35 protein-coding genes and 1 riboswitch are annotated in these 26,575 nt (G+C 44.7%); of the genes, 26 read left to right on the top strand and 9 right to left on the bottom strand.

Annotated elements, in window-relative coordinates; translation table 11 throughout:
* Positions 1–774 precede the first annotated feature (774 nt).
* Positions 775–1,248, top strand: a complete 474-nt coding sequence (locus tag ACXADP_RS14115) for a hypothetical protein (RefSeq protein ID WP_474971756.1) — start codon at positions 775–777, stop codon at positions 1,246–1,248.
* A 1,600-nt stretch (positions 1,249–2,848) separates the two neighbouring features.
* The gene (locus ACXADP_RS14110; protein ID WP_474971755.1) at positions 2,849–3,217 is read left to right on the top strand and encodes a hypothetical protein; all 369 of its coding nucleotides are present in this window, start codon (positions 2,849–2,851) and stop codon (positions 3,215–3,217) included.
* 415 nt (positions 3,218–3,632) lie between these two features.
* Here ACXADP_RS14110 and ACXADP_RS14105 read toward each other — a convergent pair whose 3' ends face one another.
* Positions 3,633–4,097 (bottom strand): universal stress protein, encoded by a 465-nt coding sequence (locus ACXADP_RS14105; RefSeq protein ID WP_474971754.1) that lies wholly within the window; start codon positions 4,095–4,097, stop codon positions 3,633–3,635.
* A 397-nt stretch (positions 4,098–4,494) separates the two neighbouring features.
* Between ACXADP_RS14105 and ACXADP_RS14100 the strand changes: the two genes are divergently transcribed.
* The 5 genes from ACXADP_RS14100 (at position 4,495) to ACXADP_RS14080 (ending at position 6,280) form a co-directional block, all read left to right on the top strand.
* Positions 4,495–4,746 carry a hypothetical protein gene (locus tag ACXADP_RS14100; protein WP_474971753.1) on the top strand — a complete coding sequence of 84 codons (252 nt, stop codon included), beginning with the start codon at positions 4,495–4,497 and terminating at the stop codon, positions 4,744–4,746.
* A gap of 222 nt (positions 4,747–4,968) precedes the next feature.
* Positions 4,969–5,130 carry a hypothetical protein gene (locus ACXADP_RS14095; RefSeq protein ID WP_474971752.1) on the top strand — a complete coding sequence of 54 codons (162 nt, stop codon included), beginning with the start codon at positions 4,969–4,971 and terminating at the stop codon, positions 5,128–5,130.
* A gap of 77 nt (positions 5,131–5,207) precedes the next feature.
* Positions 5,208–5,366 carry a hypothetical protein gene (locus ACXADP_RS14090; RefSeq protein ID WP_474971751.1) on the top strand — a complete coding sequence of 53 codons (159 nt, stop codon included), beginning with the start codon at positions 5,208–5,210 and terminating at the stop codon, positions 5,364–5,366.
* A gap of 319 nt (positions 5,367–5,685) precedes the next feature.
* Positions 5,686–5,985 (top strand): ATPase, encoded by a 300-nt coding sequence (locus tag ACXADP_RS14085; protein ID WP_474971750.1) that lies wholly within the window; start codon positions 5,686–5,688, stop codon positions 5,983–5,985.
* Positions 5,986–6,064: 79 nt separating this feature from the next.
* Positions 6,065–6,280, top strand: coding sequence for a hypothetical protein (locus tag ACXADP_RS14080; RefSeq protein WP_474971749.1), 216 nt, complete (start codon positions 6,065–6,067; stop codon positions 6,278–6,280).
* A 114-nt stretch (positions 6,281–6,394) separates the two neighbouring features.
* Here the strand turns inward: ACXADP_RS14080 and ACXADP_RS14075 are convergent, their stop codons facing one another.
* From ACXADP_RS14075 to ACXADP_RS14060, 4 genes are all read right to left on the bottom strand, one after another.
* On the bottom strand, positions 6,395–7,585 hold the full coding sequence (locus ACXADP_RS14075) for a NupC/NupG family nucleoside CNT transporter (protein ID WP_474971748.1): 1,191 nt from the start codon (positions 7,583–7,585) through the stop codon (positions 6,395–6,397).
* A 122-nt stretch (positions 7,586–7,707) separates the two neighbouring features.
* Positions 7,708–7,809: riboswitch (purine riboswitch) on the bottom strand.
* Positions 7,810–7,892: 83 nt separating this feature from the next.
* Positions 7,893–8,129, bottom strand: coding sequence for a hypothetical protein (locus ACXADP_RS14070; protein WP_474971747.1), 237 nt, complete (start codon positions 8,127–8,129; stop codon positions 7,893–7,895).
* Positions 8,126–8,626: an RNA polymerase sigma factor gene (locus ACXADP_RS14065; RefSeq protein WP_474971746.1), complete on the bottom strand. Its 501-nt coding sequence runs from the start codon at positions 8,624–8,626 to the stop codon at positions 8,126–8,128. The genes ACXADP_RS14070 and ACXADP_RS14065 overlap by 4 nt, the downstream gene beginning before the upstream one ends.
* Positions 8,627–8,643: 17 nt before the next feature.
* The gene (locus ACXADP_RS14060; protein ID WP_206931945.1) at positions 8,644–9,012 is read right to left on the bottom strand and encodes a group-specific protein; all 369 of its coding nucleotides are present in this window, start codon (positions 9,010–9,012) and stop codon (positions 8,644–8,646) included.
* Positions 9,013–9,144: 132 nt separating this feature from the next.
* Between ACXADP_RS14060 and ACXADP_RS14055 the strand changes: the two genes are divergently transcribed.
* The 7 genes from ACXADP_RS14055 (at position 9,145) to ACXADP_RS14025 (ending at position 14,113) form a co-directional block, all read left to right on the top strand.
* Entirely contained in the window at positions 9,145–9,465 is a 321-nt protein-coding gene (locus tag ACXADP_RS14055) for a hypothetical protein (protein WP_474971745.1), read from the top strand.
* A 136-nt stretch (positions 9,466–9,601) separates the two neighbouring features.
* Positions 9,602–10,309, top strand: coding sequence for a MerR family transcriptional regulator (locus ACXADP_RS14050; protein ID WP_027953701.1), 708 nt, complete (start codon positions 9,602–9,604; stop codon positions 10,307–10,309).
* Between the two features lie 108 nt (positions 10,310–10,417).
* The gene (locus ACXADP_RS14045; RefSeq protein WP_474968028.1) at positions 10,418–10,585 is read left to right on the top strand and encodes a hypothetical protein; all 168 of its coding nucleotides are present in this window, start codon (positions 10,418–10,420) and stop codon (positions 10,583–10,585) included.
* A gap of 106 nt (positions 10,586–10,691) precedes the next feature.
* Positions 10,692–11,507 (top strand): lipid II flippase Amj family protein, encoded by an 816-nt coding sequence (locus ACXADP_RS14040; RefSeq protein ID WP_027953702.1) that lies wholly within the window; start codon positions 10,692–10,694, stop codon positions 11,505–11,507.
* A gap of 18 nt (positions 11,508–11,525) precedes the next feature.
* Positions 11,526–11,969 carry a GNAT family N-acetyltransferase gene (locus tag ACXADP_RS14035; RefSeq protein WP_474971744.1) on the top strand — a complete coding sequence of 148 codons (444 nt, stop codon included), beginning with the start codon at positions 11,526–11,528 and terminating at the stop codon, positions 11,967–11,969.
* Between the two features lie 564 nt (positions 11,970–12,533).
* Positions 12,534–13,586 (top strand): DUF2332 domain-containing protein, encoded by a 1,053-nt coding sequence (locus tag ACXADP_RS14030; protein WP_474971743.1) that lies wholly within the window; start codon positions 12,534–12,536, stop codon positions 13,584–13,586.
* Positions 13,583–14,113, top strand: coding sequence for a GNAT family N-acetyltransferase (locus tag ACXADP_RS14025; protein ID WP_474971742.1), 531 nt, complete (start codon positions 13,583–13,585; stop codon positions 14,111–14,113). Before ACXADP_RS14030 ends, ACXADP_RS14025 begins: the two co-directional genes overlap by 4 nt.
* 40 nt (positions 14,114–14,153) lie before the next feature.
* On the opposite strand, the gene ACXADP_RS14020 is transcribed toward ACXADP_RS14025, so the two are convergent.
* Entirely contained in the window at positions 14,154–14,336 is a 183-nt protein-coding gene (locus ACXADP_RS14020; protein WP_160835093.1) for a hypothetical protein, read from the bottom strand.
* A gap of 191 nt (positions 14,337–14,527) precedes the next feature.
* Here ACXADP_RS14020 and ACXADP_RS14015 point away from each other — a divergent pair, with 191 nt between their 5' ends.
* From ACXADP_RS14015 to ACXADP_RS13970, 10 genes are all read left to right on the top strand, one after another.
* On the top strand, positions 14,528–14,761 hold the full coding sequence (locus ACXADP_RS14015; protein WP_474968034.1) for a hypothetical protein: 234 nt from the start codon (positions 14,528–14,530) through the stop codon (positions 14,759–14,761).
* Positions 14,762–15,333: 572 nt separating this feature from the next.
* On the top strand, positions 15,334–16,866 hold the full coding sequence (locus ACXADP_RS14010; protein WP_474968035.1) for a glycosyltransferase family 2 protein: 1,533 nt from the start codon (positions 15,334–15,336) through the stop codon (positions 16,864–16,866).
* Between the two features lie 27 nt (positions 16,867–16,893).
* On the top strand, positions 16,894–17,793 hold the full coding sequence (gene galU / locus ACXADP_RS14005) for a UTP--glucose-1-phosphate uridylyltransferase GalU (protein WP_474968036.1): 900 nt from the start codon (positions 16,894–16,896) through the stop codon (positions 17,791–17,793).
* A gap of 154 nt (positions 17,794–17,947) precedes the next feature.
* The gene (locus tag ACXADP_RS14000; protein WP_474968037.1) at positions 17,948–18,109 is read left to right on the top strand and encodes a hypothetical protein; all 162 of its coding nucleotides are present in this window, start codon (positions 17,948–17,950) and stop codon (positions 18,107–18,109) included.
* A 96-nt stretch (positions 18,110–18,205) separates the two neighbouring features.
* The gene (locus ACXADP_RS13995) at positions 18,206–18,391 is read left to right on the top strand and encodes a hypothetical protein (RefSeq protein ID WP_474968038.1); all 186 of its coding nucleotides are present in this window, start codon (positions 18,206–18,208) and stop codon (positions 18,389–18,391) included.
* A 9-nt stretch (positions 18,392–18,400) separates the two neighbouring features.
* The gene (locus ACXADP_RS13990; protein WP_474968039.1) at positions 18,401–18,574 is read left to right on the top strand and encodes a hypothetical protein; all 174 of its coding nucleotides are present in this window, start codon (positions 18,401–18,403) and stop codon (positions 18,572–18,574) included.
* Complete coding sequence (locus tag ACXADP_RS13985) at positions 18,571–18,930, top strand: DUF4181 domain-containing protein (RefSeq protein ID WP_474971741.1); 360 nt, start codon at positions 18,571–18,573, stop codon at positions 18,928–18,930. Before ACXADP_RS13990 ends, ACXADP_RS13985 begins: the two co-directional genes overlap by 4 nt.
* 21 nt (positions 18,931–18,951) lie before the next feature.
* On the top strand, positions 18,952–20,220 hold the full coding sequence (locus ACXADP_RS13980; protein WP_474971740.1) for an amidohydrolase family protein: 1,269 nt from the start codon (positions 18,952–18,954) through the stop codon (positions 20,218–20,220).
* Positions 20,220–21,740, top strand: coding sequence for an HAD-IA family hydrolase (locus ACXADP_RS13975; RefSeq protein WP_474971739.1), 1,521 nt, complete (start codon positions 20,220–20,222; stop codon positions 21,738–21,740). Before ACXADP_RS13980 ends, ACXADP_RS13975 begins: the two co-directional genes overlap by 1 nt.
* 21 nt (positions 21,741–21,761) lie before the next feature.
* On the top strand, positions 21,762–22,142 hold the full coding sequence (locus ACXADP_RS13970; RefSeq protein ID WP_474968043.1) for an avidin-fold protein: 381 nt from the start codon (positions 21,762–21,764) through the stop codon (positions 22,140–22,142).
* Positions 22,143–22,203: 61 nt separating this feature from the next.
* Here ACXADP_RS13970 and ACXADP_RS13965 read toward each other — a convergent pair whose 3' ends face one another.
* The gene (locus tag ACXADP_RS13965) at positions 22,204–23,073 is read right to left on the bottom strand and encodes an SDR family oxidoreductase (protein WP_474968044.1); all 870 of its coding nucleotides are present in this window, start codon (positions 23,071–23,073) and stop codon (positions 22,204–22,206) included.
* 88 nt (positions 23,074–23,161) lie between these two features.
* On the opposite strand from ACXADP_RS13965, the gene ACXADP_RS13960 reads away from it, so the two are divergent.
* A complete protein-coding gene (locus ACXADP_RS13960; protein WP_474971738.1) occupies positions 23,162–24,124 on the top strand; it encodes a helix-turn-helix transcriptional regulator in 963 nt (320 codons plus the stop codon).
* Positions 24,125–24,206: 82 nt separating this feature from the next.
* A complete protein-coding gene (gene ddlA, locus ACXADP_RS13955) occupies positions 24,207–25,304 on the top strand; it encodes a D-alanine--D-alanine ligase (RefSeq protein WP_474968046.1) in 1,098 nt (365 codons plus the stop codon).
* Here the strand turns inward: ddlA and ACXADP_RS13950 are convergent.
* Positions 25,301–25,597 (bottom strand): hypothetical protein, encoded by a 297-nt coding sequence (locus ACXADP_RS13950; RefSeq protein ID WP_474971737.1) that lies wholly within the window; start codon positions 25,595–25,597, stop codon positions 25,301–25,303. The genes ddlA and ACXADP_RS13950 overlap by 4 nt on opposite strands.
* A 631-nt stretch (positions 25,598–26,228) precedes the next feature.
* Positions 26,229–26,417, bottom strand: a complete 189-nt coding sequence (locus ACXADP_RS13945; RefSeq protein ID WP_027953719.1) for a YjzC family protein — start codon at positions 26,415–26,417, stop codon at positions 26,229–26,231.
* Positions 26,418–26,575 lie beyond the last annotated feature (158 nt).

The following is a 26,575-nucleotide window of genomic DNA, read 5'->3' as shown; positions in this document are numbered from 1 at the left end:
ATGCTATGCTAACTGATTAGTAGGTTGAAGATATAAGGTTATCTCGAATTCAAGTCTTAAAGAAACGGGGGCAATTGCTTAAAAGACTACTCCCCCTTAATTTCACTTGCATAGTGGTTCTGATGAATATAAATTTTAAATTTAAAAAGCGAACAAAGTTTAATCAGGGAGGGGTTTTGTGCAGAGGTTAAACTGGAAACATATGAGTTGGAGTTTGCTTTTATGTATTTTTATACCATATTTCATACCCAGTAATTATTCTAATGAAGGGATAGGCAACCATAATTTTGGATTTCCATTAAAGTATATAACGATACACCAGAAAGAACCTTACAGTGTCTGGCTTTTTGATAACTTATTTAGCGGTAATGATGGAATGGCCATTAATCCTGCGACTTTCCTGTTAAATGTACTTATCATTTATTTAATAATTAGATTCGCGGTAAATAAAGTGAAGAAGAGAAAAGACGTTAATTTTAATGTCCAATAACAAACACTTTAGTATTGAATATTGGTCTTGGTGTGATTTTATACTACATAATCTGGGAGTTATCTCAGTTTCAAGTCTTATAAAAACGGGGGCGATTCTATAAGAGAGAATTGCCCCTTTGTTTGGTTTGGGTATGATACTAGAAGATTTAGATTCGCGGTAATAATATTTGAAACTTTAATAATTCTGAATCGTATGTGAAATATGAGACCTTTTGCATGTATTTGCTGTAGACTACACTTTTAACATGCAATCAACAACATGTTCTTAGAAGGGGAGATAGTATGAAAAAATTATTACTAATAATAACTTTACCATTGATTTTAGTGGCATGTAGTTCAACAAGTGGATTACATAAATTCAATAATGATGAGCTGAGCAAAAAAACGGAAGATTTGGTTTTTAACCCTCAACTTCCCACAGAACTTCCATTTGAAGTAGAACGAGCTGACTTTAGTCATCCTCCTAAGGTGCAGCAACCATATAAAACTTTAACTTTTGATTTCTATGGAGAAAATAAGGAGCACCTTAGTTTATTAACTGTAAACGGAGGTGACGTTTCTTCTACTTCTCAAGAAGAATATCATGATGTACAAGTAGGGGATGAATCTGGAAAATATTTTGTCGATAGTTCAGGAACTAAGACTTTGAGATGGGCAGAAGGAAAGATTCATTATGTTTTAAAATATTTTGCTAAACAGTCGGAAACTAAAGTTGAAAAAAATGATTTAATTGAGGCAGCAGAGTCTTTTCAATAATATCAAGAAGGAAATTATTTTACCTGGGCCTACAAATTATATCTTAAAAAATTAATTCTTGAAGAATTGGGGGCGATTGCTTAATAAGAGCAATCGCTTTTCTACTAGTGGGTAGGACTTTGTAAGACTCAGTTTCAAAATACTCACTGCCTTGAAACTAAAGAGACCTAATTTCGTATGTAATAGACAAGGCGACATTATTGAGGCATTATTGGGTGCTATATTAACGTTAACTATTATTTAAAGAAAGTTGTGTTTTTGAATGAAGTTTTTACAAAAACAGACTTTAATTCGATCCTTGATTTGGAGATCAAACAGTGGATTTATTCGTCTTGAAATCAAGTCTTCCACAATAGGGGGCAATTGCATAAAAGACTACTCCCCTCAATTTCACTTGCATAGTGGTTATGATGAATGTAAATTTTAAATTTAAAAAGCAAATAAAGTTTAATCAGGGAGGGGTTTTGTGCAGAGGTTAAACTGGAAATATATGAGATGGAGTTTGCTCCTATGTATTTTTATACCATATTTCATACCTAGTAATTATTTTAATGAAGGAATAGGCAACCATACTTTTGGATTTCCATTAAAGTATATAACGATATACCAGAGAGTAGAACCTTACAGTGTCTGGCTTTTTGATAACTTATTTAGCGGTAATGATGGAATGCACATTAATCCTGCGACTTTTCTGTTAAATGTACTTATCATTTATTTAATAATTAGATTCGCGGTAAATAAAATGAAGAAGAGAAAAGACGTTAATTTAAATGTCCAATAACAAACACTATATTATTGAATATTGTTTTTGGTGTGATTTTACACTACATAATCTGGGAGTTATCTCAGTATCAAGTCTTATAAAAACGGGTGCGATTGTTCAATTAACGATCGCTTATTTTAACTAATCGAGATACATGGATCAAAGCCTAGCTTTAAACAATTAAATTTACTCATAAGGAGGTTTCTTTTGAAAAAAAGACATTAGCGCAAATATTAATATTCATTATAGCTGGATTACTATTTATTTTTTCAATTGACTTACCAGTGTTAGGTTTTAAAAAATTAGAGTATATAAAGGAATCCTCCACTTATCGAATTATTAGTTATAACTGGTATGGTAAGGAAATCAATGAACAACCTTTTAAAGGTGCCCCTTCAGAAATGGTTGACATTGTTCAGAAGCAGGATAGATTACAAAAATTACAGGGTTCCATAGTTGTTTTTGCACTTTTAACCTTAGCTGCTTGGATATTCAAGGAAAAAAAGGTTTATCTATATGGGAGCGCTCTAACCTTCTTAATATTAATTCTTATCGATGTAACCCTGGTCCATATGTATAATTAGGCATCAAACTTAAATATGTGGTTAAAAAAGTATCTAAATATGTCTCAATATCGAGTCTTCCTGAAAATGGCACAGTTATTTATGAAGAATCATCGTTTGTCTGAGCATTCAGGTATTATTTAATAAACACTAGTGTATGATAATGGAATTTTATAAATCTGCACTTATTACTAGATTAGTAGTCCAATCTATTTCTCTACTTCATCATAAATTATAATAATGCACTATATCTTTTATGAGAGGAAGAGTTATTTTGGCTGAATGTCTTTCAAGTAATATCCCGCGTACGGTTAAAGTTAACAAACAGCAAGCATTCAATGTTTGTGCTTTAACTACAGGCGACCCCGAATTAGAATCCAGAGTTATTGTTACTTTAGGGAACCCGTCACAAAAAGAAGGTTTTGATTTAGTTATTTTTATTGGGGGAGCCTTTTTACCAGTAGAGTTTAATGAATATGGAGTTTTTATTTTCGAAGAACCTATGTTAAACAGCTGTGCCTTGTTATTCATCACGTTTAAAGAAAAAGGAGAGTATCTTTTTGAACTAGATTTAGTTCAAGACGAAGGGAATTTACCTCTTGCTAATCTATCTCTGGAAGTTACAGCTGTTAAGGGAGAGTAATATTCTTAGATAAATTCAATGATTTATTTCCAAGCTTTTCAATATCGTGATAAGCAATAGGCATCTTGAATGCGAGTTTAAACGGGAGCGATTATTCATCATGAATAATCGCTCTTTTTCAGTTGCTGTGTTATTTTATTTTGAGGCAAACGTCCTTATCAAAGAAGAGGATTTGAATACTCCTTCGATCAATCGACAGTACCACCCAAGCTAATGAATACACCAAGTGGGGAGCACAGAGACCTCCGAAAAGATGATGCCATCACAGATTACCGTTGGGAATAATGGAATACCTGGTTTCTCTAACAATCTAATGACCGTATGATGACTCATTTGAATTAAATCCTGTACAGTTGACGGACATCATTGGTATCGAAGTTTTCAAAAGCTGAATTTGACTTCTAAACATTATCAATCATTTAACCATAGTCACTGGACATGAAGCTACATGTAAGACGTTAAAACTTACACTTCCCAGTATTTTACTCTTTATAGCACCTAAACCTCGTGAACCCATTACGATACTATATACTTTCGATTCTTTTGCTTCTTTCGCAATTTCATAGTCTGGTGAACCAATTCTTATTTTTGTGTGTTCAGTTACCTCTTGATTCTCAATGACATTTAGTGCTTCATCCATTACTTCTTTCGCATTTTCTTGCTGGTACCTACGCACTTGTTCTTTGCTTACAAAGCGGTTAATGTTAGGAGAATTGTAATTATATTGAACATTTAAAAGAAGAAGTTCAGCATCAATTGCTTTAGCTATCTCAATTGCATGTTTCAAAGCTCTTAACGAAAAATCTGAACCATCAATTGGAACTAAATTTTTTTTGACATTAACATTCGCTCCTTTAGAGGAATTTATTAACAATATCATTTACCAACCCGGAGAAAGCGCTTTCAGTTATTCTAATGAAATAGCTTCATCCATACGGCTATTCATTGAACCTTTGACTAATTCGATTTGCTAATGTATCCCTTAAGTTTATTTTATCAGATTTTTTCTTACATAATAACTTTTATATTGGAGGGAGCAGGAAACAAAACTAAGCTAAAAGGTGCGATAATAGAAGGTCTACTGAGCTGCCGAATTAGGCTGATCCAATTCATGATTTTCACAGCTTTCTCTTCAATATCTCGATTTTAAGTCTACGGAAATGGGGACAACTCCTTAACAAAAGAATTGTCCCTTTATTACGTGAAAGATTCTTTCCTAAAAGCATAGAGCTACATGCAATATTTTCAAATCATTCACGTCATGAGGAGGGGGAAGTGTGAGAAGGAAGTTAGGAATAATTTCTCCTGTTTTATTTTTGGTAAGCCTAGCTGCATACATAACGACGCTGTCAGGGAATGACGCTTTTCTTTTTGCTGGTGTAGTGATTGCTGTATTAGGGTTGGTATTTGCCATGTTCTCTGAAAAAGGAACATACAGAAAGATCGGAATCTTTGGCAATGGATTAATTATCTTAGCGACAATAATTATCCCCTTTATAGTTACTACATTTTTTTGGAACACGCCCTGAATCTGAATGGAGAAGGAAACTATCTTGAAATCAAGTCTACCATAATGGGGGGGGCATTTCTTTAATAGAAGAATTGCCTCTTTCTTAATGTTTTGGGCAGGTTTGTGTAAGGGTCAGTTTCTAAATAGTTTCGTTGTGTTTGATTGAAACTTCTAATAAAAAGAATCGTATAGATATGTAAATGAGCACTGTTTAGTAGTTTTATTATTAGGAGGACAAAGAATGAAGCAATTTGTGTATAGAGTGGAAGATATCAAAGTGCAGTTAAAAGCAAATAAGGAATTCAGTGAAGTGATGGAAGAAAAGTTGAATTCCCTGGGGGAGGATGGTTGGGAACTAGCTGGAGTCAATGGAACAGTTTTTTATTTTAAGAAAGAAAAGTGAGTGTATAAACATTTTATGGCGATTGTTGTATGATAACTAGCGGTTTTTAAATGAAAAATTTTCAGGAGGAATATTTAATGGATGTACTTATGCCAACATTATTGCTGTTTTTCCCTATTATAGTACTGGCGTTCTTAATTAGGTGGGTACGTTTAATAAAGGAAAATAGTGATATGCTGGTTGAACAAAATAAAAGGATCATATCACTCTTAGATAAAGCAGAAAATGAAAAGTGATTGTGGCTTCACGAATGAATGAGGAAGGATTTGCATTTAGTGAGATCTTAAGAATTGAAGGTACGCCAAATTTTTTAATCTGCATCCATCCCAATGTTAGGAATAGGATTATTGATGTTAATCATATCAAATTCCTTTATTGAGGAACGTTTAGATATATCTAAATTCAGGATAGCAAAAGACGGCAGATCTCGAAAATGAGTGTTCAAGTATGAGGGAGTTGCTGAGTAACGTGCCCTCCTTATTACATAATGCGTAATTTATTGAGTTCATGTTTCTCGTTAATGGGGTCAATTTTGAAAGAAAGGAGTTATTCGAAATGTCTTTTATAGTGCCTGGAGCTATATCCGCAATCATTATTGCAGTCTTATCTTCTCGGTATAAAAATAAAGACAAACAAGACAAAGGCTTTAAACTGAATTATTTTGCACTTTCTTACAGAAGGAAATTGATAAGAACCGCCATTATTACTCCAGTGGTCATTTTCTCAGCCTTTATTCTTTATTACTCTTCAACATTTACGACAATGGCGAAAATGCTGTTTATCCTAATATTGCTTATGGTTTTGGTCCTTCAACTGATCTATAACTTTTATATGTGGAAGAAAAAAGAAGCGTGAGGATTTATAATTGATCAATAGGCTCTGGAAAAGCTTATTCGTAGTATTTGGGTATTTAACTGGCATTTGGAGGTGAATGATGGACTTTTTTGGTTGGAAGATAGAGGTGAAAGAAAGTTTGAAAACGTACGTAGACCTTGAGAACAAAAGAATTGCTATTCTTACAGCTGAAGATGATGACATTCATATGGCTTTGGAATTTGATGATAATGATCATTTAGTTTTGAACCCAAGGTGGAATATCAGCATTACTATCTTAGGGGAAAAGCATTTAAAAATAACTACAAATTCATAATGAAATATTTCATGTATCGGGTGTGTTCATTGCAAGATGCCAGAATTCTCTCGAACTTGAGTCTTAAACAATTCATAAAGAAAGCACGTCCGGGAATATCGGGCGTGCTTTCTTTTATAAGAACATGGAGACGAATACAGCTGTGATGAAGCTGGCAAGCGTCCCGCCTATGATCGCTTTCAAGCCTAGGCGGGCAACCTGAGACTGCTTCTCCGGAGCCAGCGACCCGAGCCCGACAATCAGCTGGCCGATCGAGGATAAGTTGGCAAAGTTACAGAGAGCCACAGACATGACGGCCATCGTCATCGGAGAAAGATCCCCGGACATCTGCTTCAGGTTGGAGTAGGCGAGAAACTCATTGGCCGCAAGCTTCGTTCCAATCAGGGAAGCCGCCTGGAAGGCATCGGAAAAAGGGATGCCGATAATGACTGCGAATGGATAAAAGAGATAGCCGAAAATGGTGGACAGATCTGTTCCGATCAATCCTAACCCACCATTGACCAACGCAATGACGCTGATAAAAGCGATCATCAATCCTCCGATGCTGGCTGCAAGCTTTACTCCATTGACGGCGCCGTCTGAGATCGCTTCAAAGACGTTCGCCTGTCCGGACTTTTCGAGCGACACGGTTTCGTTCAGCTCAGAGGTTTCTGTTTCCGGCTCCAACAGCTTGGCCATGACAAGAGAAACGAAGGGAACGCTGAAAATGGCAATCAATAGATACGTTAAATCAATGCCCATTTCTACATAGCCGACGAGGATCGCCCCGCTGGCAGAGGCTGTTCCGCCCACCATAATCGCAAACGTTTCAGACTTTGTCATACGGCTCAAGTACGGCTTCACCAGGAGAGGTGCCTCTGCTACTCCTAAAAAAGTATTCCCAACCGCGCTGAACGATTCCACCTTTGAGGTTTTCAACAGTTTTCCAACGATCGTGCCGAGGAACTTCACAATGACCGGCAGGATGCGGAGGTAATATAAACCGGAAATCAAGGCGGAAATAAAGATCAGAGCCCCTAAGACATGGATGGCAAACACGAAGGTAACGCCTGTTTCCACAAGCAGTGGTCCAAAGACGAAATCAATGCCGGCCGAGCTGTAATCAATGATGTGCTGGATGAAAAGAGCGGCCTTTTTCAAAGCGGTTTGACCGAAAGAAATGTTCAGCATCGTGTAAACGAACAGCCCTTCGATCAATAAGCCGGTTAGGATAGTGCGCCACTTAATGTTTTTTCTGGTGCTGCTCAACAGCCACCCGAGTCCAATAAGGGCAGCGAGCGAGAGCAGTCCGGTGATGATCTGCATGATGAAATCCTCCCTGAAAATGACGGATCCCTTAAGGAGATTAGACGTCAGACAACAAAAAAAGGCCTCTTTCCTATATAAAGAAGGAAAGAGGCCTGGGAATCCAGCTGTGCATAGATGATCCCCGTCTGTTCTTTCCTTATAGTCCGGCTCTTTACGGCAGCCGGGTAGAAACTTGCGGACCATATTTCCGCATGTATATAAGGAATCCGTTTGAAATGATATGTCTCGCATTCTAGCAGAATCAGAGAATGCGAACAATGGATATCCGGGAAGTTGTAAAATTGAAAACTTTCAATCCGTCGTCCTAAAGCAAGAGTGCAGCTACAGGTGCAGCCGCGGCTGCGAGGACAGGGATGACGGATGTCAAAGAAAAGCTCGGGCGGGCCGGGGCGAGAAAATCAACCGGGTTATCCGCTGGTGAGGCGAGGTAGTGGACGAGGCGGCTCCAGCGGCTCTTTTTTCGTGGGATATCTGGAACATCGACGTCGTATTCGGCCAGCTTTCGGGCAAGTTCCGTGTGATCATGCGTGTTATTTTTCACAGGTCTTCCACCTCCAGATGCGTTTTTAGAGTTTGAATGGCTTGGTGAAGTCTTGATTTTACCGTCCCTAAGGGGATGTGAAGGATGGCGGCGATCTCTTTTTGAGGAAGGTCATGGTAGTAGTAAAGGAGAATCACAGCCCTCTGCAGATCTGGAAGTTCGCTGACTGCCTGCTGGACCGTAAGCTTTTCGGCATGGTGCAGTGAACTTTCCTGTGAGGGAACTAAAAAGGGCAGCAGGCTCCGCCACTTTTTTCTCCGGTTCAATTTATTAACCATCAAACGGTAGGCGATCTGAAACAAGTAGGACTTCAAGGCTCCCTTGGAAGAATCATACTGGTGCTTATGTGTCTGCAGGCGGAGAAACGTATCCTGGACGATATCGACGCTGAATGGTTCATCTCTCGTATAACGGTAAATAAACGAATACAATGGCCCGTGAAAGGCGGTATAAATCTGTTCGAAGGCTTCTTCATTCCCACGCTGCCAGGCTTCCATGACGGCTTCCACCTGGTTCACGAAGCTTCACCCATCCGGGCACGGACAGACTTCAACGTCCGGCTGAGGCGGCTGAATAAATAAAGGAAAACGACAATCGTCCACGCCTGTGCCTGATTCGTAAAAAACTGCACATAAGGATTTTCAACGGTCGCGCCTGAACTGATCATCACGTTGAGAACCTGTACACAGATGATCGTATAAACCGCCAAAACGACAGTTAAGGTATCAAAAACATTCCAGCGTAAAAAGAGCTCCGTTTTTTTGTAATCAATTTTCCCGTTGCTGCGGACGATGTACTTCTTTTCCATCGGAATCGTGACAGACAGTATGACCACCAACCAGACAAACATGATACCCATCGAAATGATAAAACCGATGCCCATTCCAAATCCTCCTTTGATCTCTTCTAACAACTATACCAATGAGGAAGGAGAAAAGTTCGCGCGAAAAGGAAAAAATTGTTTTATTTTTCGCCTTCTGAAATAATGGAAGAAATATCGAGAGGGGGGAAGGAAATGAGAGAATGCAGACAGGCTTTTTTCAAGCAGGACTTTGTGATGTCCTATGAAACAACCAAATCCATGGAATTTGAAAAACGAAGCACAGGTGAAGTCATCTATTTATTGATGAATAAGGAGATCACGATTGTGAGGGACCCGGACAGGGTGGAGGAAAGGGCCGATTGGCTGCCCGTCCATAATACATCGCTCCGCCGGTTCCGGAAAAAAACGAACCAGGGAGAGACACCGATATCCTATGGATACCCGGTCACATTCAGCAGTGCAGAGGATTTGAGTACATACTTGGAAACAGAGATTCATCAGCCGGTGCGGTAAAAATCCTGCGATTTAATACTTCCGTAAACCACAAAGGGCCTTCATCCATGTATAATAGAGGAAGAGAGAAAACGGGAACAGTGCCTTTGTTTCCGGTCGTTCTTGGACAATACTGGAGAAGAAAAGGAGGCCCTGCATGCGACACGATATACAACCGAATGAGCGCGCTTTTTCAACGAAAGAAGTGGCTGAAGAAGTAGGGATCGCAACTACTACTGTTCGTCGTTATGGGCAGATTCTTGAACGGAACGGATACGAGTTCTTTAAAGATGGTGACAGGCGGATCTTCGTCGCCTCGGATATAGAAGCCTTAAAGGAAATCCGCGATACGGACCTGCCACAGGATGAACAGGCAAGAATCGTCGTGGAGGAACAGAAGGAGAAATTGAAGGGATACACAGAAACGGCGCTGACTGTATCGGATACATATTCCTCTGCTCTTGGAAATCCCGGTCAAACTGAGGAGCTCCTCAAACTGCTGGCAGGAGAGCTTGCCGCCTCAAGGGAAATGAATGTCCAATTGAAGCAGGACATGGCCGAGCTGAAAAACACGGTCTCCCGTCTGCAGCAGGATCACCACGTCATCAGTTCAGGTGTCGGTAACTTTTCACAGAAAACCCATACGAAGCTTGACCGGATGATGGAGGATCAGAAGCAGCAGTATGAAGAGATGCTGGAGAGAGAAAAGGAAAAAAGCGATCTGTTGAAAGAAGAGCTTCAGACGATGCGTGCGGAACAAAAGCAGGAATGGCAGGCGCAGAATGATTTCAACCGTCGTCTGGAAGTCACCGTAAAAAATACCAAAGGTCCTTGGGAAAAGCTGTTTTCCCTGTTTCGAAAATAAATCGAGCGGGAACGCTCTTTAACGTAAAGAAGGCGCAGCAGTTTTTTGTAAAGGATAGCAATGCCGGGCTGCACGTAACAGGTTTTGGACAATAAAAGGGGGATCTCATTGATTGAAAATCTTCTTTGGGGCGGTACGCTGCTCCTCGTCGTGATGTTGATGGTGTTTGTGGACATTAAAAGGGAAGGGCACCACAGAAGCCATCCCAGCCGCCTGCAGATTCCCGAAGACCCGCCGGAACAGAGTCCGATTAGAAAAGGAAGGACCCGGAACTGACAAGAAAACCTGTTGAAAAAAGATGCATCTCCAGCTGAGGTGTTTCTTTTTTTATGGTCAAGCCCGTTCGAAAGGTTCGCATGTCAACAAAAAGGATGGTTGTCGAATGGAAGTGTTCACGGAGAAAGTGCTCTACATAGCTTTGTTCATTTTAGTCATCCATACCATTGAAACGCTGGCCTACGCAGTGCGGATGTCAGGGGCAAGAGTGGGGCGGATCGCCTCGGCTCTTGCCTTGTTTAATTTGATGGTCATCGTTTCCAGGATGGCCAACATGATGCAGCAGCCGTTTACCGGCAGTTTGATTGATGCTGCGCCGGTTGAGAATACGCTGGCTTTTGTTGAAGATCAATATCGAATCATCATCGGAGCGTCGACGGTGGGGACACTGGCCGGCATTGTGCTGTTACCTACGTTTATTGCTTTATTTTCACGGGCCATCGTCCATTTATCCAACAATGGCGGATCTGTTCCGGTGCTGTTAAAGACGTTTACAACGAAGGATTATTTCAAGCGGGGCCTGCATCTGTTCGCGCTTCCAAAGCGGAGTTACTTAAAGGGCTTTTCGTTATCCAACATTCCGAAGCGCTTGTTTTTCGTCAATATGCTGGTGACCTCCATTTATACGATTGGAGTCCTTTCTGCGCTTTATGCCGCGCTTCTGGCTCCGGACAGAGCTTCAACAGCAATCATGGCATCCGGTTTGATCAACGGTGTGGCGACCATTCTGCTTGTCGTGTTTGTGGATCCGAAAATTTCAGTGATGGCGGATGATGTCATCCAAAAGCGCGGAAGCTACAGCCAGCTGAAGAACGTATCTCTGCTTATGATTACATCCCGGCTGCTTGGAACACTGCTTGCCCAGCTGCTGTTTATTCCGGGAGCTCATTACATTGCCTGGTTTACGAAGTTTATCGTTTAATATAAAGGAGAGAATGGAATGATGTTTACATTTGTCCCTCTGACTATGGACCTGGTGGATGAGATTGACACCTGGGATTACGAAGGGTTCGTCGAGCAAGTAATGATGATCCCGTATTATGAATCGTACAACAGAGACGGAATACTGAAGGGCCCTGGCGGCTGTGATGGTTATGCCGCTCTTTTCGATGGAAAAACGGTGGGGTTGTTCGAGTTTACTCAAAAGAAAGAGTTCCTGGAAATCGGACTCGCCCTGAAGCCTGAGTGGATCGGGCGGGGATTTGGAGAGACCTTTGTCCGTGAAGGCATCGCTTTTGGTGTTCGACAGTATGAGGGGATTCGTTCAATTATCCTCACTGTTTCCGTGGAAAATGAACCCGCAGTGACGGTCTATAAGAAAGCGGGTTTTTCCATTGTACGTGAACAGGCCGGGGAAGTGGAGATGGAGAAGGTCAGGAATTAAACACCCACCCTTATGTACTGGTTGTACCTTCAGGTGCTCCGACGATTCCCTTTCCGCGGACGAACGTCCGAGCCTCCTCGGGAAAACCACCCTGTGGGGTCTCGTCCGTCCGTTTTTCCGCAGGAGTGGAATCGTCTGCGCACCTTCTGGAATACAAATAGACTCCCTTGCACTCACTCTCAGCCGTAAGAACCTTGAGGAATGCCCCTTTGTTTAATAGATGTCATCCCTCAAGGTCTCTTTATATGGCGGTCACGGGGAGTGTTCGGTGGTGACGCCTGCGGGAACAGCACGAGCTGAAGATCCACTTGGACAGGTGCTTTTCCTGACCAAGTTAGCTGAAGCCGTGCCCGCGGCACGCATCCACCGATAAGCGGAACGTGACCACTTCAACAACCTGATGGCAGCTGCAGCTATTGATATGACATTGCGTTTAGTATGTCGTTAGCATTTTCCTTTGTTAACACTGTTTTCTTAACTTTTCAACATCAAACGCTTTCATGTGAATAGTGGGTATAACCTTATGCTAAGATAGTATAAAAGAGTGAAAACGTAGAGAGGAGAATGTCTGTGTCATCCATGTCTGAACGTTTCTATCAGTTTGCTGAGGAGGAGTGTGACGGGTCAAGTCCACTGTACCAGCACCTGGCTGAACAGATTGCTGAAGACAAAGAAATCCTTCAGCTGGCAGCACAGGCTCCGGCTGGGCAACCTGTGCCAAACCTGCTGCTGGGGGCTGTACATTACCTTTTAATGATAAGGAATGAGCATCCGCTGCACTCCTTTTATCCGACTTTTACAAATGTTCCCAAGCCGAAAGAGCAGGCGTATCCGGTTTTTCGGGAATTTGTTTTTTTATATGAACATGACATACAAAAGCTCATTCGGGAGAAGCGTGTGCAGACGAATGAAGTACGCCGGTGTGCCTACCTTTACCCTGTCTTCTGCCACATCGCAGCCCGTACGAACCGTCCGCTCGGCCTGATCGAAATCGGCACGAGTGCCGGCCTTCAGCTGCTTGTTGACCGGTATTCGTACAGTTATGGCAGGGATACGATCTATGGCTGTGCCCGCTCCCAGCTGCATCTTAATTCAGAGGTCCGTCACGGGAAGCTGCCGGGTTTTATGCATCAGCCGCCGGTCATTAAGGAAAAGATCGGAGTGGATCTGCACGTTTGTGATGTGACCCATGAAGAGACGATGCTGTGGTTGAAGGCGCTCATCTGGCCGGAACATAACCAAAGGCGGGAGCATCTGGAGCAGGCCGTGCAGGAACTGCGCCTGAACCCGCCGGATTTCTACGAGGGGGATGGGGTGGAGGTTCTCCCTGAACTGGCTCGACGGATACCGGAAGATCAGGCGTTGTGCATCTTCCACACCCATGTGGCCAATCAGATGCCGGTTGAAGTCAAGACACGACTTCATGAACGCCTCGTGGAAATCAGCGGAACCCGACAGGTGTTTCATATCTATAACCATATGAATGACTCCGATCTTCATATGGATGTGTATGAGGACGGGAGAATTGAAACCCATACGATTGGAGCGACGGACGGCCACGGCCGCTGGTTCGACTGGTATCTTGAAGAACCCGTTCCAGAGAGGACAGAACAATGACAACGACCTTTGAAAAACTAACCGTTCCCACCGAGGAACACGTCGCAGCCTTCAACCGTTGGAACAACGATGATCAGCTGATTCCGCTGATCCGTCCCAACAAAAATGCCGAAGAGCTGTCCGGCCGAAGCTCTATGACACTGGCGGACTTGGAAAAACGCTTGAGCGACCATACGATTTTTCTGATCTATGAGGATGGAAAGCTTGTCGGCGAGGTGAATTACATGATTGACCCTCCACACCTTTTCAAAAAAACACCCCGGTCGGCGTGGATCGGCATTACAATCGGTGAACCTGAAGGGCGTGGGAAGGGGATTGGTGTTCTCGCCATGGCTCATATAGAGGAAAAAATCAAGGAAGCCGGGTTGGAGAGGATTGAACTCGGCGTATTTGAATACAATACAAGAGCCCGGCGGCTGTACGAAAAAATGGGGTACAGCGAACTGGCACAGCAGGCTGATTTCACGTACTGGCAGGGCCGGATGTGGGCAGACGTGCGCATGGAGAAGCAGATCTTTCATCTATAGGGGAAGTTGAGAAAGGAGCGGCCTGTCGGCAGCTCCTTTTCTATATCTCACTCTTCTGTTTCTTTGAAAAAAACGTGTACACAACGTAAGCAATAACAGCCACAACCCCGATGTCTTTGAACGTCGTATATCCAATGTCACCTTGAACGATTTCAAAAACAATAAACCCAAGCATAACCAAGCCTCCGAGAGCTATAAGGATGGCTTTCGTTTTCTTTTTCATAACATCCTCCCCTTCCTTTTCTTCTCATCTACCCTTTCTGGTGAGTGGTAAACAGAAATTGGAAAGCGGGGAATATCTGTTCTTATGGGATCCTTTTCTAATAATTTGCGATTTTTCTGAAAAAAAGGATTGCCAGGATGTGAAGAATTTGGCATAATTATTCTCGTCATTACATTTCAGGGGGTGGAAGGGTGGAACAGATAGTAGCCATTTGGAAAGATGAGAAGAATGGGCTCGGCATTATTGAGGTGAAAGATCAAGTGTTTGGTTCATCATTTCACCCGGTCTGTTATCAGAAAGAAAGCGAAGGAAAGTATTCCATTATCAATGGTTTGTGGTATACGACCTATCACGGTGCCCGCCAGTATTTCCGTGCGAAAACAAACCCTTATAGTGGGTACGGACGTATGCGCAAAATCCAGTAGCTCTTCCTTTAGGGAAGCAAAGCTGTAAAGGGAAACATAGATGAGGAAGCACGTCCGGAAGAATAGCTGGACGCAGCCGGTGCACGCTTGGGATTACATAGGTAAGTCCGGCTGAAAGAGCTTCTTTTTCTTCCTGAAAGCTGGAACACGTCATGTGCAGCTCAAATCATCCGCTTCATCAGCAGTCCTTGATCATCCGTGAAAACGAAGGGCTGAGACGAAGGCTGATGACCTCTGCTTTTTTGTCAGACCTATGGAAGGAACCTGGCCTTATAGGATTGTATTTTAGTTATGAACGAACCCCGGTGGATGCACCGGGGTATTTTTTATGCATCAAAAGAATTAGTTCGTTTGTTCTAAATACGTGAAATTAGTTAAAAATGGGAGGGAAATTGAAAAAAACATTGGTTTTTTGTTCGTTATAAAGGAATACCCGTGAATATAGAACTTTTCTATTTGAAAAAAGCATTTTATAATGAACACAATCATTCGTTAAAACGAACGAAAAAGAACGAGACGTTCTGCTGAGAGTGTCCTACAGGACTGCGGAGCGAACCAATGGAGGTAATCGAATGGAAAATGTGGTATCCATCCCGTCTGTTCAGGATGACCGGCCGACGCTGAATATCCACGGCGTCAAACATACGTACATGAAACCGAGAATTACAGCATTCATTCCCGCCCACAATGAAGAAAAGTCCATCCGCGACTGCCTGGCCGGCCTCGGTGATCAGACGCTGCCAAAGGACGTGGAGCTTGATGTTATTGTCATCGCCGACAACTGTACAGACCGGACAGAGGAAGTTGCGCTCGCTGCAGGGGAAGAATTCAACCTGAACTTGAAAGTGTTGACGACCGTCAATAACAAGCAGCGCAAAGTAGGCGCCTTAAACGCTGCCTGGAAGAGCATCTACGGTGATCCTCTGGACCTCTACGATAAGAAACCAAGCGTTTATGAGGAGTTTTACAAAACCTCGGTCAAGGCGATCCTCGGGATGGATGCCGACAGCCGCCTTGCCCCGGATGCTTTGACGCAGCTCTGGGAAGGCTTGATGAGCGCCCGGAACATCGGCGGGGTGATGGCGAAGTATACGATGCGGATGCCGAAAAAGAAAAGCCTGATTTCTAAAGATGATGTTCATTATGAAGAAATGATTGCAAGCGGCCAATATGGCGGTCCGATCACGCGTTGGTGGACCCATCAGCAGAAGCAGGATATGGCGAGCTGGCTGCTCGATCTTCAGTACCGTGGTGGGAGCACCTATGTTCTCGGAGGACAGGCGACACTGTTCCGCCCGGAAGCTCTCCAGGATATTATTGAGGAAAACAAACTCGATGGCCCGTGGCAGGATGAAAGTGATGTGGAGGATATGCTGTTAACCTGGCAGATCCAGAAAAAATGGAAAACACTTATCAGCCCTAAAGCCCGCTGCTTCGTAGACTCGATGCGTTCCTACCACACCTTCCGTCAGCAGCGGAACAAATGGCAGGGGGGGACGGTCGAACTTCTGACCAACAGCGACATCGGCGTGAAATCGAAACACCGTTCGAAAATCTGGCGTTCCCAGATTAAAACCTTCATCGATTTGATGATCCGTCTGTTGTTCATCAGCCTTCTGACCGTATCGGTGGCAACCGATCAATTCTTCTGGGCGTGGATCTGGCTGACCCCGATCATCCTTGCTTCTGTCCTGAATACGATTCTTGCCTTGAAAACACCGATGCACCGACCCATTGACGTGATTCTCGCCGGGTTATTGATCAGTCCTGAGATGTATTTGTGGGTCAACTTTGTGACCTTTTCCCATGTCTGGCTCGGCAAGCTTTCCGCCCATAAAAAAGATGGGTGGGCGATCCAGTACAGTGCGGAAAGAGGAACAACACGGAGTAAACTGGCGGAAGGTCTGGTCGGCATCGCAGCCGCTGTCGGAGTGCTCGTTTATCTCGCCTTCCATTACCGTGACTTCCTGACAAGTACCCCTGTACAGGAAGCGGTATACCCTTATCTCGACACAGGCTGGGTGATCTTAACCGTACTTACCATCTATACCTCATTGTTGATGGCGTACCAAATCTGGACGCTTCGTGGAAGACATACAGCATAACCACTTGAAATAAAGGAGGACATTAGGATGAAAGTGAAAAAAGCGATTATTCCAGCCGCGGGTTTTGGAACGAGGTTTCTTCCAGCTACGAAAGCGCAGCCGAAGGAAATGCTGCCGATTGTCGACAAGCCGACCATCCAATACATTGTAGAAGAAGCCATTCAAGCGGGTATCGAAGAAATCATTATTGTGACAGGAAAAGGGAAGCGGTCGATCGAGGATCATTTTGACACGGCCTTCGAATTGGAAAAAACGCTGCTGGATAAAGGCAAGCAGAAACTGCTGGATCAAGTCCGTTACACGACCAACCTCGCTGATATCCATTACATTCGGCAGAAAGAGCAGAAGGGACTGGGTCATGCGGTCTGGTGTGCCCGCCACTTCATCGGGGACGAGCCGTTCGCTGTGCTTCTCGGTGACGATATTATGCGCAGTGCAAGACCGGGCATCCGCCAGCTGATGGATATTTATGAAGAAACACAGTCCCCTGTTATCGGTGTGAAAGCTGTACCTATGGAAGAGACCCATAAATACGGGATCATCCAGCCGGCTGCCCAGCAAGGACGGTGGTATGACGTGGAAGGCTTTGTTGAAAAGCCGAAACCGGGAACGGCTCCGTCCAATATGGCGATCATCGGCCGCTACGTCCTGACACCTGAAATATTCGCCTTCCTGGACCGCCACGAAATCGGAGCGGGTGGGGAAATCCAACTGACGGACGCCATTGACCGGCTGAATACCATCCACTCTGTCCATGCCTGGGAGATGGAAGGGCGCCGCTATGATGTAGGGGAGAAACTGGGGTTTGTCCAGACCACGATTGATCTTGCTCTTGAACGTGAGGAGCTTCAAGAAGACCTGTATGAGTATATGAAAAAAGTGGTCGAAAACTATGAAACCATGCGGATGAAAACACAGATTTCGTAAATAAGAACCGTTTCTGTCTGTTCACAGACAGAGACGGTTTTTTAGATGGTCGCTTAACATGCGTATGGAAATGACGCCCCGGACCATGGCTGATCCATGTTACGATGGAAACAGGCTGGAAAATGTAGATGATTCTTATAAGGAGAGAGGGAACATGGACAACTCATACGCCGTCGGGTGGGGAACACTCGCCTTGATCAACGCCGGCCTCGCTCAGGGGAAAAATCGGACAGGATTGAACTGGTTTTTGTTATCGCTCCTCTTAGGTCCGCTGGCGACATTGGTTCTTTTATTCGTGGAAAAAAGGGGCGGGTGATCTTAAAAAGGCAGGTCGGCTTCTGTTCGGAATGGACGACATACATACAAAGAAAGATAACCTGATGATGAAAAGAAAGATGGAGGGACATATGTTGTGATTGTCGGACGGATTGTATTTGTTTTAGGATTGTTTTTTGTGTTTTTTAGTGCGGTCGCTGCGATTGTGATGCTTTTTTCAGGCGGGGGAGGATCCGTCCTTCCATGGTTTGGTCTGTTGAATGGATTCACGGCCATGGGCGTCGGCGACCTTGTGATCAAAGCGAATCAGACGGTGGAGTAGGTGATGATGATGGGTGGATTTTTGGTCCTTGCAGGCTTAGTTTTGTTGTTATATGTCGTCTTTACGGTAAGTTATATGGATAAAAAGATGAGCAAGCAGGAGAGGGATATAGAGGAAGTGAAATCTCTTTTAAAAGTAGTGATAAAGGAGCAGCAGAGTAAGGAGAATACAGGAAAGGAATGAATGCTGTGAATCTATGGATTTTTATCGTTAGCGGGATTGTACTCGTCATTGCCATGGATTTTGTGTTGAAAAAGCTGTTGGGGTTAAAGAAGACCCGGTATGTGCATGAAACATCAGGAAAAAAAGCTTATCAATGGGTGAGAGGTGGGGCGGCCGTTGTTTTTGTAAGTCTGCTCTGGCTTGTGCTCTCCTTGGATTCCACCTTTTATCTAAGGGTATTCTGGGTCAGCTTTCTTGTTATCATGACAGCGATTGAGGTCTGGTTTGAATACCGATACATCAAAGCATCCAGGCAGTTTATCAAAACACTCGCCCTCGGGTCGGTGTTGATCTCTTTTGCCCTGTTCATCCATTAAATAGGAAAGGCGGGAAAGAAGATGAAGCTTGAAAATGCTGTTTTTTTGAATGCGGAAGGGTATTTAGAAAGGGGCGGTTTTCGCATTGTGAACGGGAAAATCACCTTTCAACCTGACGCTCAGGAGGAAGAAGTAATGGATTGTGAGGAGTATATCATTGTGCCTGGATTAGTGAATGCCCACTTTCACAGCTATTCCCCTTTAGCAGCCGGGTTAATGAAAGAGATGGCTATTCAGGACTGGGCTGGGGATTCTGACCAGGGCCGCATCCAGCAGCTGTTTTTTGATTATCTGGATCATTATATGTCCCGGGAGCTTTTCTATAAGGTGGCGCAGAAGAGTTACATCGAAATGGTGAAAAGCGGGATAACCTTCGTGAGCGACTCGGATCCAGGCCCATCTCCGTGGCAGCTGAGTGAAGCGGTGAACGGCCTCGGGATCAGGGGAATCGTAGATACATATGAAGAAATCGGAGAGTATCATAACAACATCAACGGACGAGTGATGTTCGGAACGCACTTGCTGGAAGAGGAAGACCTGACCCAAGAGGAACTGCTGAAGCTGCAAGATGAGAACGAAGCGTACAAGGCGGTCCGGATGACCCACTGCATGGAAAACAAGTGGCGCCACGACCTTGTTTACGAGGCGTTCGGCCGGTCCAGCGTCGAGCTCTATCAGGAGCGCGGCCTGCTGGATGAGGAGACCGTCCTTTTTCACGGCGTCTATCTATCAGAAAAAGATATTGAAATCATTGCAGATCAGGAAAGTTCCGTTGTGCACTGTCCGTTATCCAACCTCGACACCGGGGCAGGGGTGGCGGATGTTCCTCTTATGATTGAAAAAGGGGTGAACGTCTCTCTCGGCACCGATTTCGTCCACACGAATATGTGGGATCTTATGAAGATGGTGTATTACGGATTGAAAATCCACCAGCCGGTCGACCGCTTTTCCGCCGTAGACGTGTGGAAGATGGCAACAGAGAACGGCGCGGCCGCGTATGGAATGCAGGACAGGCTGGGCCGGATCGAAGAAGGCTTTGAAGCGGATCTTGTGTTCATCAGAAAAAATGAATATACAAACACTTTTTTTGAGAACGAACAATTTTCCACTGCTCTGCACAACCTGCTGTTCCAAGTGAGGGACGAGGATGTGGCGCACGTCATGGTCGAGGGGGACTGGGTGATGAAAGATAGAAGGATGATGAACATCGATGAAAAGGAAATCAACGAGGCGTTCTCCAAAGCGTTGAAGGGGTTTCAGGAATATGTGAACGAGCGGAGGGATGGCTGATGCAGGCAGTCCTGTTTGATCTGGATGGCACGCTGCTTGACCGGGACGCTTCTGTACGGACGTTTATCACCGGGCAGTATGAGAGATGGCAGGAGGCGCTCAGCATCATTCCTAAAGAAACCTACGTGCAGCGGTTTATCGAACTGGATGACCACGGATACGTTTGGAAAGATGTTGTCTATCAGCAGCTGATCGAGGAATTTGATATCAAAGGTGCAGCGTGGGAAGAACTGCTGGACGACTATTTGAAACATTTTCAAGATTCTTGTGTACCCTTTCCTTTTCTCATCGAACTGTTAGATGGGCTGCAAGGCAATGGGTGGAAGCTCGGAATCCTGACAAATGGACGCCATCCCTTTCAAATGGACAACATCCAGGCACTCGGAATCGATACTTATATAAAGGACATTCTTATCTCCGAATCTGAAGGCGTAAAAAAGCCTGATGCAGCCATTTTTCAAAGGGCAGCCCGCCGTCTGGGAGTGCCGGTGGAAGCCTGTGTATTTGTTGGCGATCATCCGGAAAAAGATGTCCAGGCAGCAGCAAAAGCCGGCATGAAAACCGTTTGGAAGAAAAACCCGCTTTGGAAAACAGCAGAAGCTGATGCTGTGATTACCGGATTAGAGGAAATTCCTGTAGTGCTGCGTAACTTACAGAAAAAAGAGAAAGCGGACATCATTCACCAGCACTGTCCTGGTTTGTTTGTGCATGTTATGGAAAGATATGAGCATGGTCAGAACAATGATGTCTACGTCATCAATGGGAAGTATGTGTTCCGCTTTCCGAAATACAAGGAAGGGGTTCAGAAGCTCATTCGGGAAACGCACGTCCTTGATCATATCCAAGGGAAGCTCCCTCTTCCTATTCCTGAACCTGCATACAGGTTTTTGGATGATCAGGCGCCGGAGAATATTTTTTCGGGCGTCCGGTGGATCGAAGGAGAGCCGTTGTGGCCTGCGGATATGGAAAGACTGGAGGAGTCGTTGCAGAAACACATCGCAGGACAGTTGTCCTCGTTCCTCTATAGACTTCACAACATACCGACCGATCGTAGGACAGTGGAGAAGACGACAGCGGCACAGATAAAAGCTGGCCTTGAAACGTTATATGCAGACATCCAGCACCGATTGTTTCCTTTCATGTGCGGCTCTTCCAGGATAGAGGTGAAAGATACGTTCGAAACTTTTTTTGAGCAGGAACGGTTTACGTTTTCCACGACGCTTATTCACGGAGATTTCGGTCCGTCCAACCTGCTCTGGGATAAAGAGGGCAGGCAGGTCACAGGTGTGATAGACTTCGGCGAAACAGGCATCGGCGATCCTGCCTATGATTTTGCAGGTCTTCTGGCCGGCTACGGCGAATCTTTTGTTAAAGAGGCATGGTCTCTGTATCCAGGCGGGGCGCAGATGTTTGAGCGTGCCCATTTCTATAAACAGACATTTGCTTTGCAGGAGGCGCTCTACGGTCTGAACTATGGGGACAGGGCGGCTTTTGAAAGCGGAATGAGCAGGTATCAGTGATGGGAAAAGGAGGGGAATGCATTGGTCAACTATCATAACCGTACGTTTGTATCCGTTGAAAACAGCCCAGGTGGAGAAGTTTCGTCCAAAACGCAGTTTACGTATTACCAGGAGGGCCGCATCCTTTATGCGGATTATGCAGGTGGAGATATTATCAAAGGGCGCCTGATTGGCCTTGTCCATGACGATGATACGCTTGAATTCAGATACAACCATATCAACACCGATCATGAAATCAGGGGAGGAAAGTGCCGGTCTGTGCCGCACATCAACGAAGACGGACAGCTGGAGCTGCATGAACAATGGCAGTGGATGGACGAGGAACAGACAACGGGCTCGTCCATCATTAAAGAGGTCGAGTCACGGGAACTGCACCGCACATTTAAAGAGAAGAACCTGTAAATGCACCATCCAGAGTAAGAAAGAAGGCACGATCACCGACAGATCGGGATCGTGCCTTTTTTTATTCCTTTACATACTTTTCAAAGTGCCGGCCCCAGTGCGGCTGAGTGCCGTCCGCATCCTTAAATCCATAAACGTCCGTGAGGCCCCATGTACTCAGTGCCTGTCCGTTAAACCGGGCGGCATCCGGATCGAGTACGAGATGTTTCAACGCTTCTCCAATGTAAGCCGGCGATTCTGAGGCGATGAAGTGGGGGTCTACCTCGGCGCCCTCCTTCCAGTTTTCCTCTGTCACACCAAAGTGTTCCAGCATCGCTTCGGAACGGAGGAATCCCGGTGTCAACGAAACAGCGGTAATGCCAAAGCCTTTCAAGTCCTCCGCCATCGCTGCGGCCATGTGGATGTTCGAGACTTTGGCAAGGCTGTAATAGAAACTGCCGCGGTAATTGTAGTCGGTGCCATCCGTTATTTCTACAATCAAACCGGAGCGGTTCTTTTTCATCAGCGGTACAGCATGATGTGCCGTAATGATGTGAGCCTTCACAGCCTGATTCAGGAGCTGCAGCCCTTTGGTCATATCATGTTCCGCGATATCTTTGCCCCATTCAGTCAGCGGGTCACCGCCCCAGATATCATTGACGAGGATGTCGAGTTTTCCGTCTTGTTCCTCTTCAATCTTTTGAAAAAGTTTTTGAACATCTTCTTCTTTCGTGTGGTCGACTTTGACCGGGATGCCTGTCCCGCCGGCTTTTGTAACAAGTTCCGCAGTTTCTTCAATCGTTTCCTTCCGTTCCATCGGGGACTGTTCTTCTCTTGTCGTCCGTCCGGTGACGTAAACGACAGCCCCGGTTTCTCCGAGCTTGACGGCCATGGCTCTGCCAGCGCCTCTTGTGGCTCCTGCGACAACTGCGATTGTATTGTTCAGGGTCATGGAATCATCCTTTCTTTTGCGTTATCTTTATCCTATCTTTAAAGTATGACAAAGAGTGTCATATTTTAAAAAAGGGAGGGATTTTTTTATGAGAGCAGAACGTTTGATGAAAATCCTTCTGCTTCTCCAACATGGACAGACGGTGACGACGCGACGGATGGCTGAGGAGTTGGAAGTATCAGAACGGACCATCCACCGTGATATGGAATCCTTGAGTGCTGCCGGACTTCCGGTGTATGCAGAGAAAGGAAGAGCGGGGGGATGGAGACTCGTCGATCATTGGAAACAGAAGCTCAGCTGGCTGAAGGAGCAGGAGATGCTGGCTTTATTTCTTCCACCAGCAGATAAAATCATACAGGATCTCCACATGGATGATGGCGGGGACGACCGGATGCAGAAGCTGCTTTTATCACTGCCGGAACATTCCAGAGAGATGGCGCGGAATGTATGGTCCCGGATATATGTAGATATGGGAACATGGAAAGAACGGGGCGAGGAGACAGGTCCTTCTCTGGATATGTTGAAAAAAGCGGTCATGGAGGAGAAAAGGGTTCAAATGATTTACGAAAAAGCTGATGGAACGGTGACAGAGGGAACCATCTGCCCGCTCGGTCTGATTGCCAAGGCGAACCAATGGTACGTGGCTGCGCTGAATGATCAGGGAGAGTACCGGAACTATAAACACGCGCGGATCCGAACGGTAACTGAAACAGAAGAAACGTTCGAAAGACCTGTGGACTTTCATCTGGCTTCCTATTGGGAAGAGTCTAAAAAACAGTTCACACGCAACCTCCCCAAGTATCCTGTTACACTCCGCGTTTCACCGGAGGCCTACCGCCGCATCTTTTTTACTCCGCGTTTTGCCACACCGGATGGAGAAGGACGTTTAGAGGCTGATGGCTGGGTGGAGCAGTCCCTGCTGTTCAACACAGAAGAAGAAGCGGTCGGTTTTGGCACAGGCTTCGGCAGTCAAGTGAAGGTGATAGAGCCTAAAGCGCTCATTGAAAAGATTAAAGCAAGAGCACAGGGGCTTCTGGACCTTTATCAATGAATCTCAGGAAAGTCATGAACCCTCCCGTTTTTTTGATATGATAAAGAAGAAGGAAATGTCAGGAAAAGGGAGGACGAAAATCATGGGAAAAATAAAAGTAGGCCTGTTGTTCGGCGGGAAATCCTCGGAGCATGAAGTGTCGCTTCAGTCCGCGAAAAACATCATGGAAGCCGTGGACCATGAACGGTATGAAGTGACGTTGATCGGTATTGATAAGCAGGGAGAGTGGCATTTAAGCAGTCCGGAGGAATACTTAATGAATGAAGACCATCCGGATAAAATCGCGCTCCATAAATCCAACAAAAACGTCGCAGTCGTCCCGGGGCGGGAGAGGGATCAAATGATTCCGGTAACAGGATCAGAAGCATTAGAACAGCTGGATGTCATCTTTCCGATTCTCCACGGTCCGCTCGGAGAAGACGGCAGTGTACAGGGAATGCTACGGATGGCCAATCTTCCTTACGTCGGCCCCAATGTACTAAGCTCCGCGGTGTGCATGGATAAAGACATTACAAAAAAGCTGCTGCAATCGGCCGGATTTCTAGTCGCTGACTGGTTTACCGTGAAGCGGTCGGCATCAAGCGCCCCATCCTTTGAAGAAGTCGAGAACAACCTTGGTGTTCCTTTCTTCATTAAACCGGCGAATCAAGGATCATCCGTCGGCGTCAGCAAAATCAGGACAGAAGCAGAGTATAAAGAAGGCCTGGACAAAGCGCTCCAGTATGACCACAAGGTGATGATCGAAGCGTGTATCGAAGGCAGGGAAATCGAGTGTGCTGTACTCGGAAATGAGCAGCCCGCCGCTTCTACAGCCGGGGAAGTGCTGCCCAACAGCGACTTCTACTCCTATGAGACGAAGTATATAGATGAAAACGGGGCATCACTGAAAATCCCGGCCGACTTGGATGAGACCGTTATGGAAGATATCCGGATCCAGTCCATCCAGGCATTTGAAGCTCTGGAATGTCAGGGGCTTGCACGGGTGGACTTCTTCCTGAAAGAAAATGGGGAGCTGATCATCAATGAGGTGAACACGCTGCCCGGTTTTACTAAAATCAGTATGTATCCAAAACTGTGGGAAGCGAGCGGTATTTCTTATTCGAAGCTGATTGAGAAGCTGCTGGATCTCGCCATCGAACGCCATCATCAGGATCAAGCATTGAAGAATACCGTTGACTAATCGACGGCAGAACGCTTCATAAGCGAGGCTTCCCGTGTAAGCAGAATCGCTGCGATAAGATGAAAGAACCAGTCCCATGGTGTGTAGAAAATCATAAGAGAAGCGGCTATCCCGACAAGGTTTCCTGCGATAGGGAGGCCGCTTTTTTTTGCGAGTAGAAGGACAAGCAAATGAACGGCTGCCATTACCGTGAACGAATAAGGAATAAAGATTAAAACCAATCCGTAAACGGGGACAATGGCCATAAACTCTATACTGCCGGTGATCCATTTTAGGACCTTGATCGTATTCATAGTCGTGCTCCCCCTTTCTCTTTCATTTAAAGGGTGGGAGGAAAAATCGTCAAGGGAATGGACTGATATATTGGGGGTTTCATCGATATATTTGGATTTTGATTGATATATCTCAGAAAAAATTGATATATCTCAAAAAAAATTGATATATCTCAGAAAAAATTGATATATCTCAAAAAAAATTGATATATCTCAGAAAAAATTGATACATCCACTATTTAATTGATATCCTTCCATAACGCCATAAAAAAGAAAGCCGTCTTTCAACCGCTTTCTCAGACAAACCTGCTTTCCTTTACCTTCCACTGCTTATCTGAATCGATGACCCGGTTCAGTTTAGTACAGAACGTTTCCGCTTCCAAGAGGGTCGCGAAGGTCTTAGTCAGATGGCTGCTTGAATCTTTTAATGTTTCTACTTTCCCATTCCGTGTGCGTTCTATAAGGAACATCTTTGCTCAGCCTTTCAATATCAACAGGTTTATTTACTATATTTATATAACATTGTCTCATGGATCTGGATAGAAAGGAACAGCTCGATGTGTTTTGAAATATTCCTTTAATATTGTAAAGGATTCTGTAATAAAAACCATAAGAAAACCCTCCAGTCAAATCTGGAGGGTTTTCTTATGGTTTACTTGGCTTTCTTCCAATAAGCAGCGTCCTTATTGGAGCGCGTTGGCGGGAATGTATCTCCGTTGCTCAGTTCAATATGTTTTTCATCTTCCGTTACATCCGCATCGTTCCCGCCGTTTACCAATCCGTCAAATTCGTATGTGCCGTTTTCAGGTGCTTTTTCTCCAGTCTTATAACGATCTGCCATTTCAAAAAACCCCTTTTCATTTATTTTTGTTACATAGAGAATATACCCATCTCGATTTCCTATAAACGTAAAAAGCACATAGAAATGGAAGTTATTTATTATTTAGGAAAAATGATCGGTGTAATAAAATGGAAGGTGTGTATAAAGGGGGGGGAATA

It is taken from the genome of Halobacillus sp. AWH4_228 (assembly GCF_056158365.1).
This window is presented reverse-complemented; position numbering and strand designations above follow the sequence as displayed.

Bases quoted from the DNA above. Each gene is read 5' to 3' on its own strand.
- ACXADP_RS14115 (WP_474971756.1), top strand. From the start codon at position 775: ATGAAAAAATTATTACTAATAATAACTTTACCATTGATTTTAGTGGCA.
- ACXADP_RS14105 (WP_474971754.1), bottom strand. From the start codon at position 4,097: ATGATATTGTTAATAAATTCCTCTAAAGGAGCGAATGTTAATGTCAAA.
- ACXADP_RS14095 (WP_474971752.1), top strand. From the start codon at position 4,969: ATGAAGCAATTTGTGTATAGAGTGGAAGATATCAAAGTGCAGTTAAAA.
- ACXADP_RS14090 (WP_474971751.1), top strand. From the start codon at position 5,208: ATGGATGTACTTATGCCAACATTATTGCTGTTTTTCCCTATTATAGTA.
- ACXADP_RS14085 (WP_474971750.1), top strand. From the start codon at position 5,686: ATGTCTTTTATAGTGCCTGGAGCTATATCCGCAATCATTATTGCAGTC.
- ACXADP_RS14080 (WP_474971749.1), top strand. From the start codon at position 6,065: ATGGACTTTTTTGGTTGGAAGATAGAGGTGAAAGAAAGTTTGAAAACG.
- ACXADP_RS14075 (WP_474971748.1), bottom strand. From the start codon at position 7,585: ATGCAGATCATCACCGGACTGCTCTCGCTCGCTGCCCTTATTGGACTC.
- ACXADP_RS14065 (WP_474971746.1), bottom strand. From the start codon at position 8,626: ATGGAAGCCTGGCAGCGTGGGAATGAAGAAGCCTTCGAACAGATTTAT.
- ACXADP_RS14060 (WP_206931945.1), bottom strand. From the start codon at position 9,012: ATGGGCATCGGTTTTATCATTTCGATGGGTATCATGTTTGTCTGGTTG.
- ACXADP_RS14055 (WP_474971745.1), top strand. From the start codon at position 9,145: ATGAGAGAATGCAGACAGGCTTTTTTCAAGCAGGACTTTGTGATGTCC.
- ACXADP_RS14050 (WP_027953701.1), top strand. From the start codon at position 9,602: ATGCGACACGATATACAACCGAATGAGCGCGCTTTTTCAACGAAAGAA.
- ACXADP_RS14040 (WP_027953702.1), top strand. From the start codon at position 10,692: ATGGAAGTGTTCACGGAGAAAGTGCTCTACATAGCTTTGTTCATTTTA.
- ACXADP_RS14035 (WP_474971744.1), top strand. From the start codon at position 11,526: ATGATGTTTACATTTGTCCCTCTGACTATGGACCTGGTGGATGAGATT.
- ACXADP_RS14030 (WP_474971743.1), top strand. From the start codon at position 12,534: ATGTCTGTGTCATCCATGTCTGAACGTTTCTATCAGTTTGCTGAGGAG.
- ACXADP_RS14025 (WP_474971742.1), top strand. From the start codon at position 13,583: ATGACAACGACCTTTGAAAAACTAACCGTTCCCACCGAGGAACACGTC.
- ACXADP_RS14020 (WP_160835093.1), bottom strand. From the start codon at position 14,336: ATGAAAAAGAAAACGAAAGCCATCCTTATAGCTCTCGGAGGCTTGGTT.
- ACXADP_RS14010 (WP_474968035.1), top strand. From the start codon at position 15,334: ATGGAAAATGTGGTATCCATCCCGTCTGTTCAGGATGACCGGCCGACG.
- galU (WP_474968036.1), top strand. From the start codon at position 16,894: ATGAAAGTGAAAAAAGCGATTATTCCAGCCGCGGGTTTTGGAACGAGG.
- ACXADP_RS14000 (WP_474968037.1), top strand. From the start codon at position 17,948: ATGGACAACTCATACGCCGTCGGGTGGGGAACACTCGCCTTGATCAAC.
- ACXADP_RS13990 (WP_474968039.1), top strand. From the start codon at position 18,401: ATGGGTGGATTTTTGGTCCTTGCAGGCTTAGTTTTGTTGTTATATGTC.
- ACXADP_RS13985 (WP_474971741.1), top strand. From the start codon at position 18,571: ATGAATGCTGTGAATCTATGGATTTTTATCGTTAGCGGGATTGTACTC.
- ACXADP_RS13980 (WP_474971740.1), top strand. From the start codon at position 18,952: ATGAAGCTTGAAAATGCTGTTTTTTTGAATGCGGAAGGGTATTTAGAA.
- ACXADP_RS13975 (WP_474971739.1), top strand. From the start codon at position 20,220: ATGCAGGCAGTCCTGTTTGATCTGGATGGCACGCTGCTTGACCGGGAC.
- ACXADP_RS13965 (WP_474968044.1), bottom strand. From the start codon at position 23,073: ATGACCCTGAACAATACAATCGCAGTTGTCGCAGGAGCCACAAGAGGC.
- ACXADP_RS13960 (WP_474971738.1), top strand. From the start codon at position 23,162: ATGAGAGCAGAACGTTTGATGAAAATCCTTCTGCTTCTCCAACATGGA.
- ddlA (WP_474968046.1), top strand. From the start codon at position 24,207: ATGGGAAAAATAAAAGTAGGCCTGTTGTTCGGCGGGAAATCCTCGGAG.
- ACXADP_RS13950 (WP_474971737.1), bottom strand. From the start codon at position 25,597: ATGAATACGATCAAGGTCCTAAAATGGATCACCGGCAGTATAGAGTTT.
- ACXADP_RS13945 (WP_027953719.1), bottom strand. From the start codon at position 26,417: ATGGCAGATCGTTATAAGACTGGAGAAAAAGCACCTGAAAACGGCACA.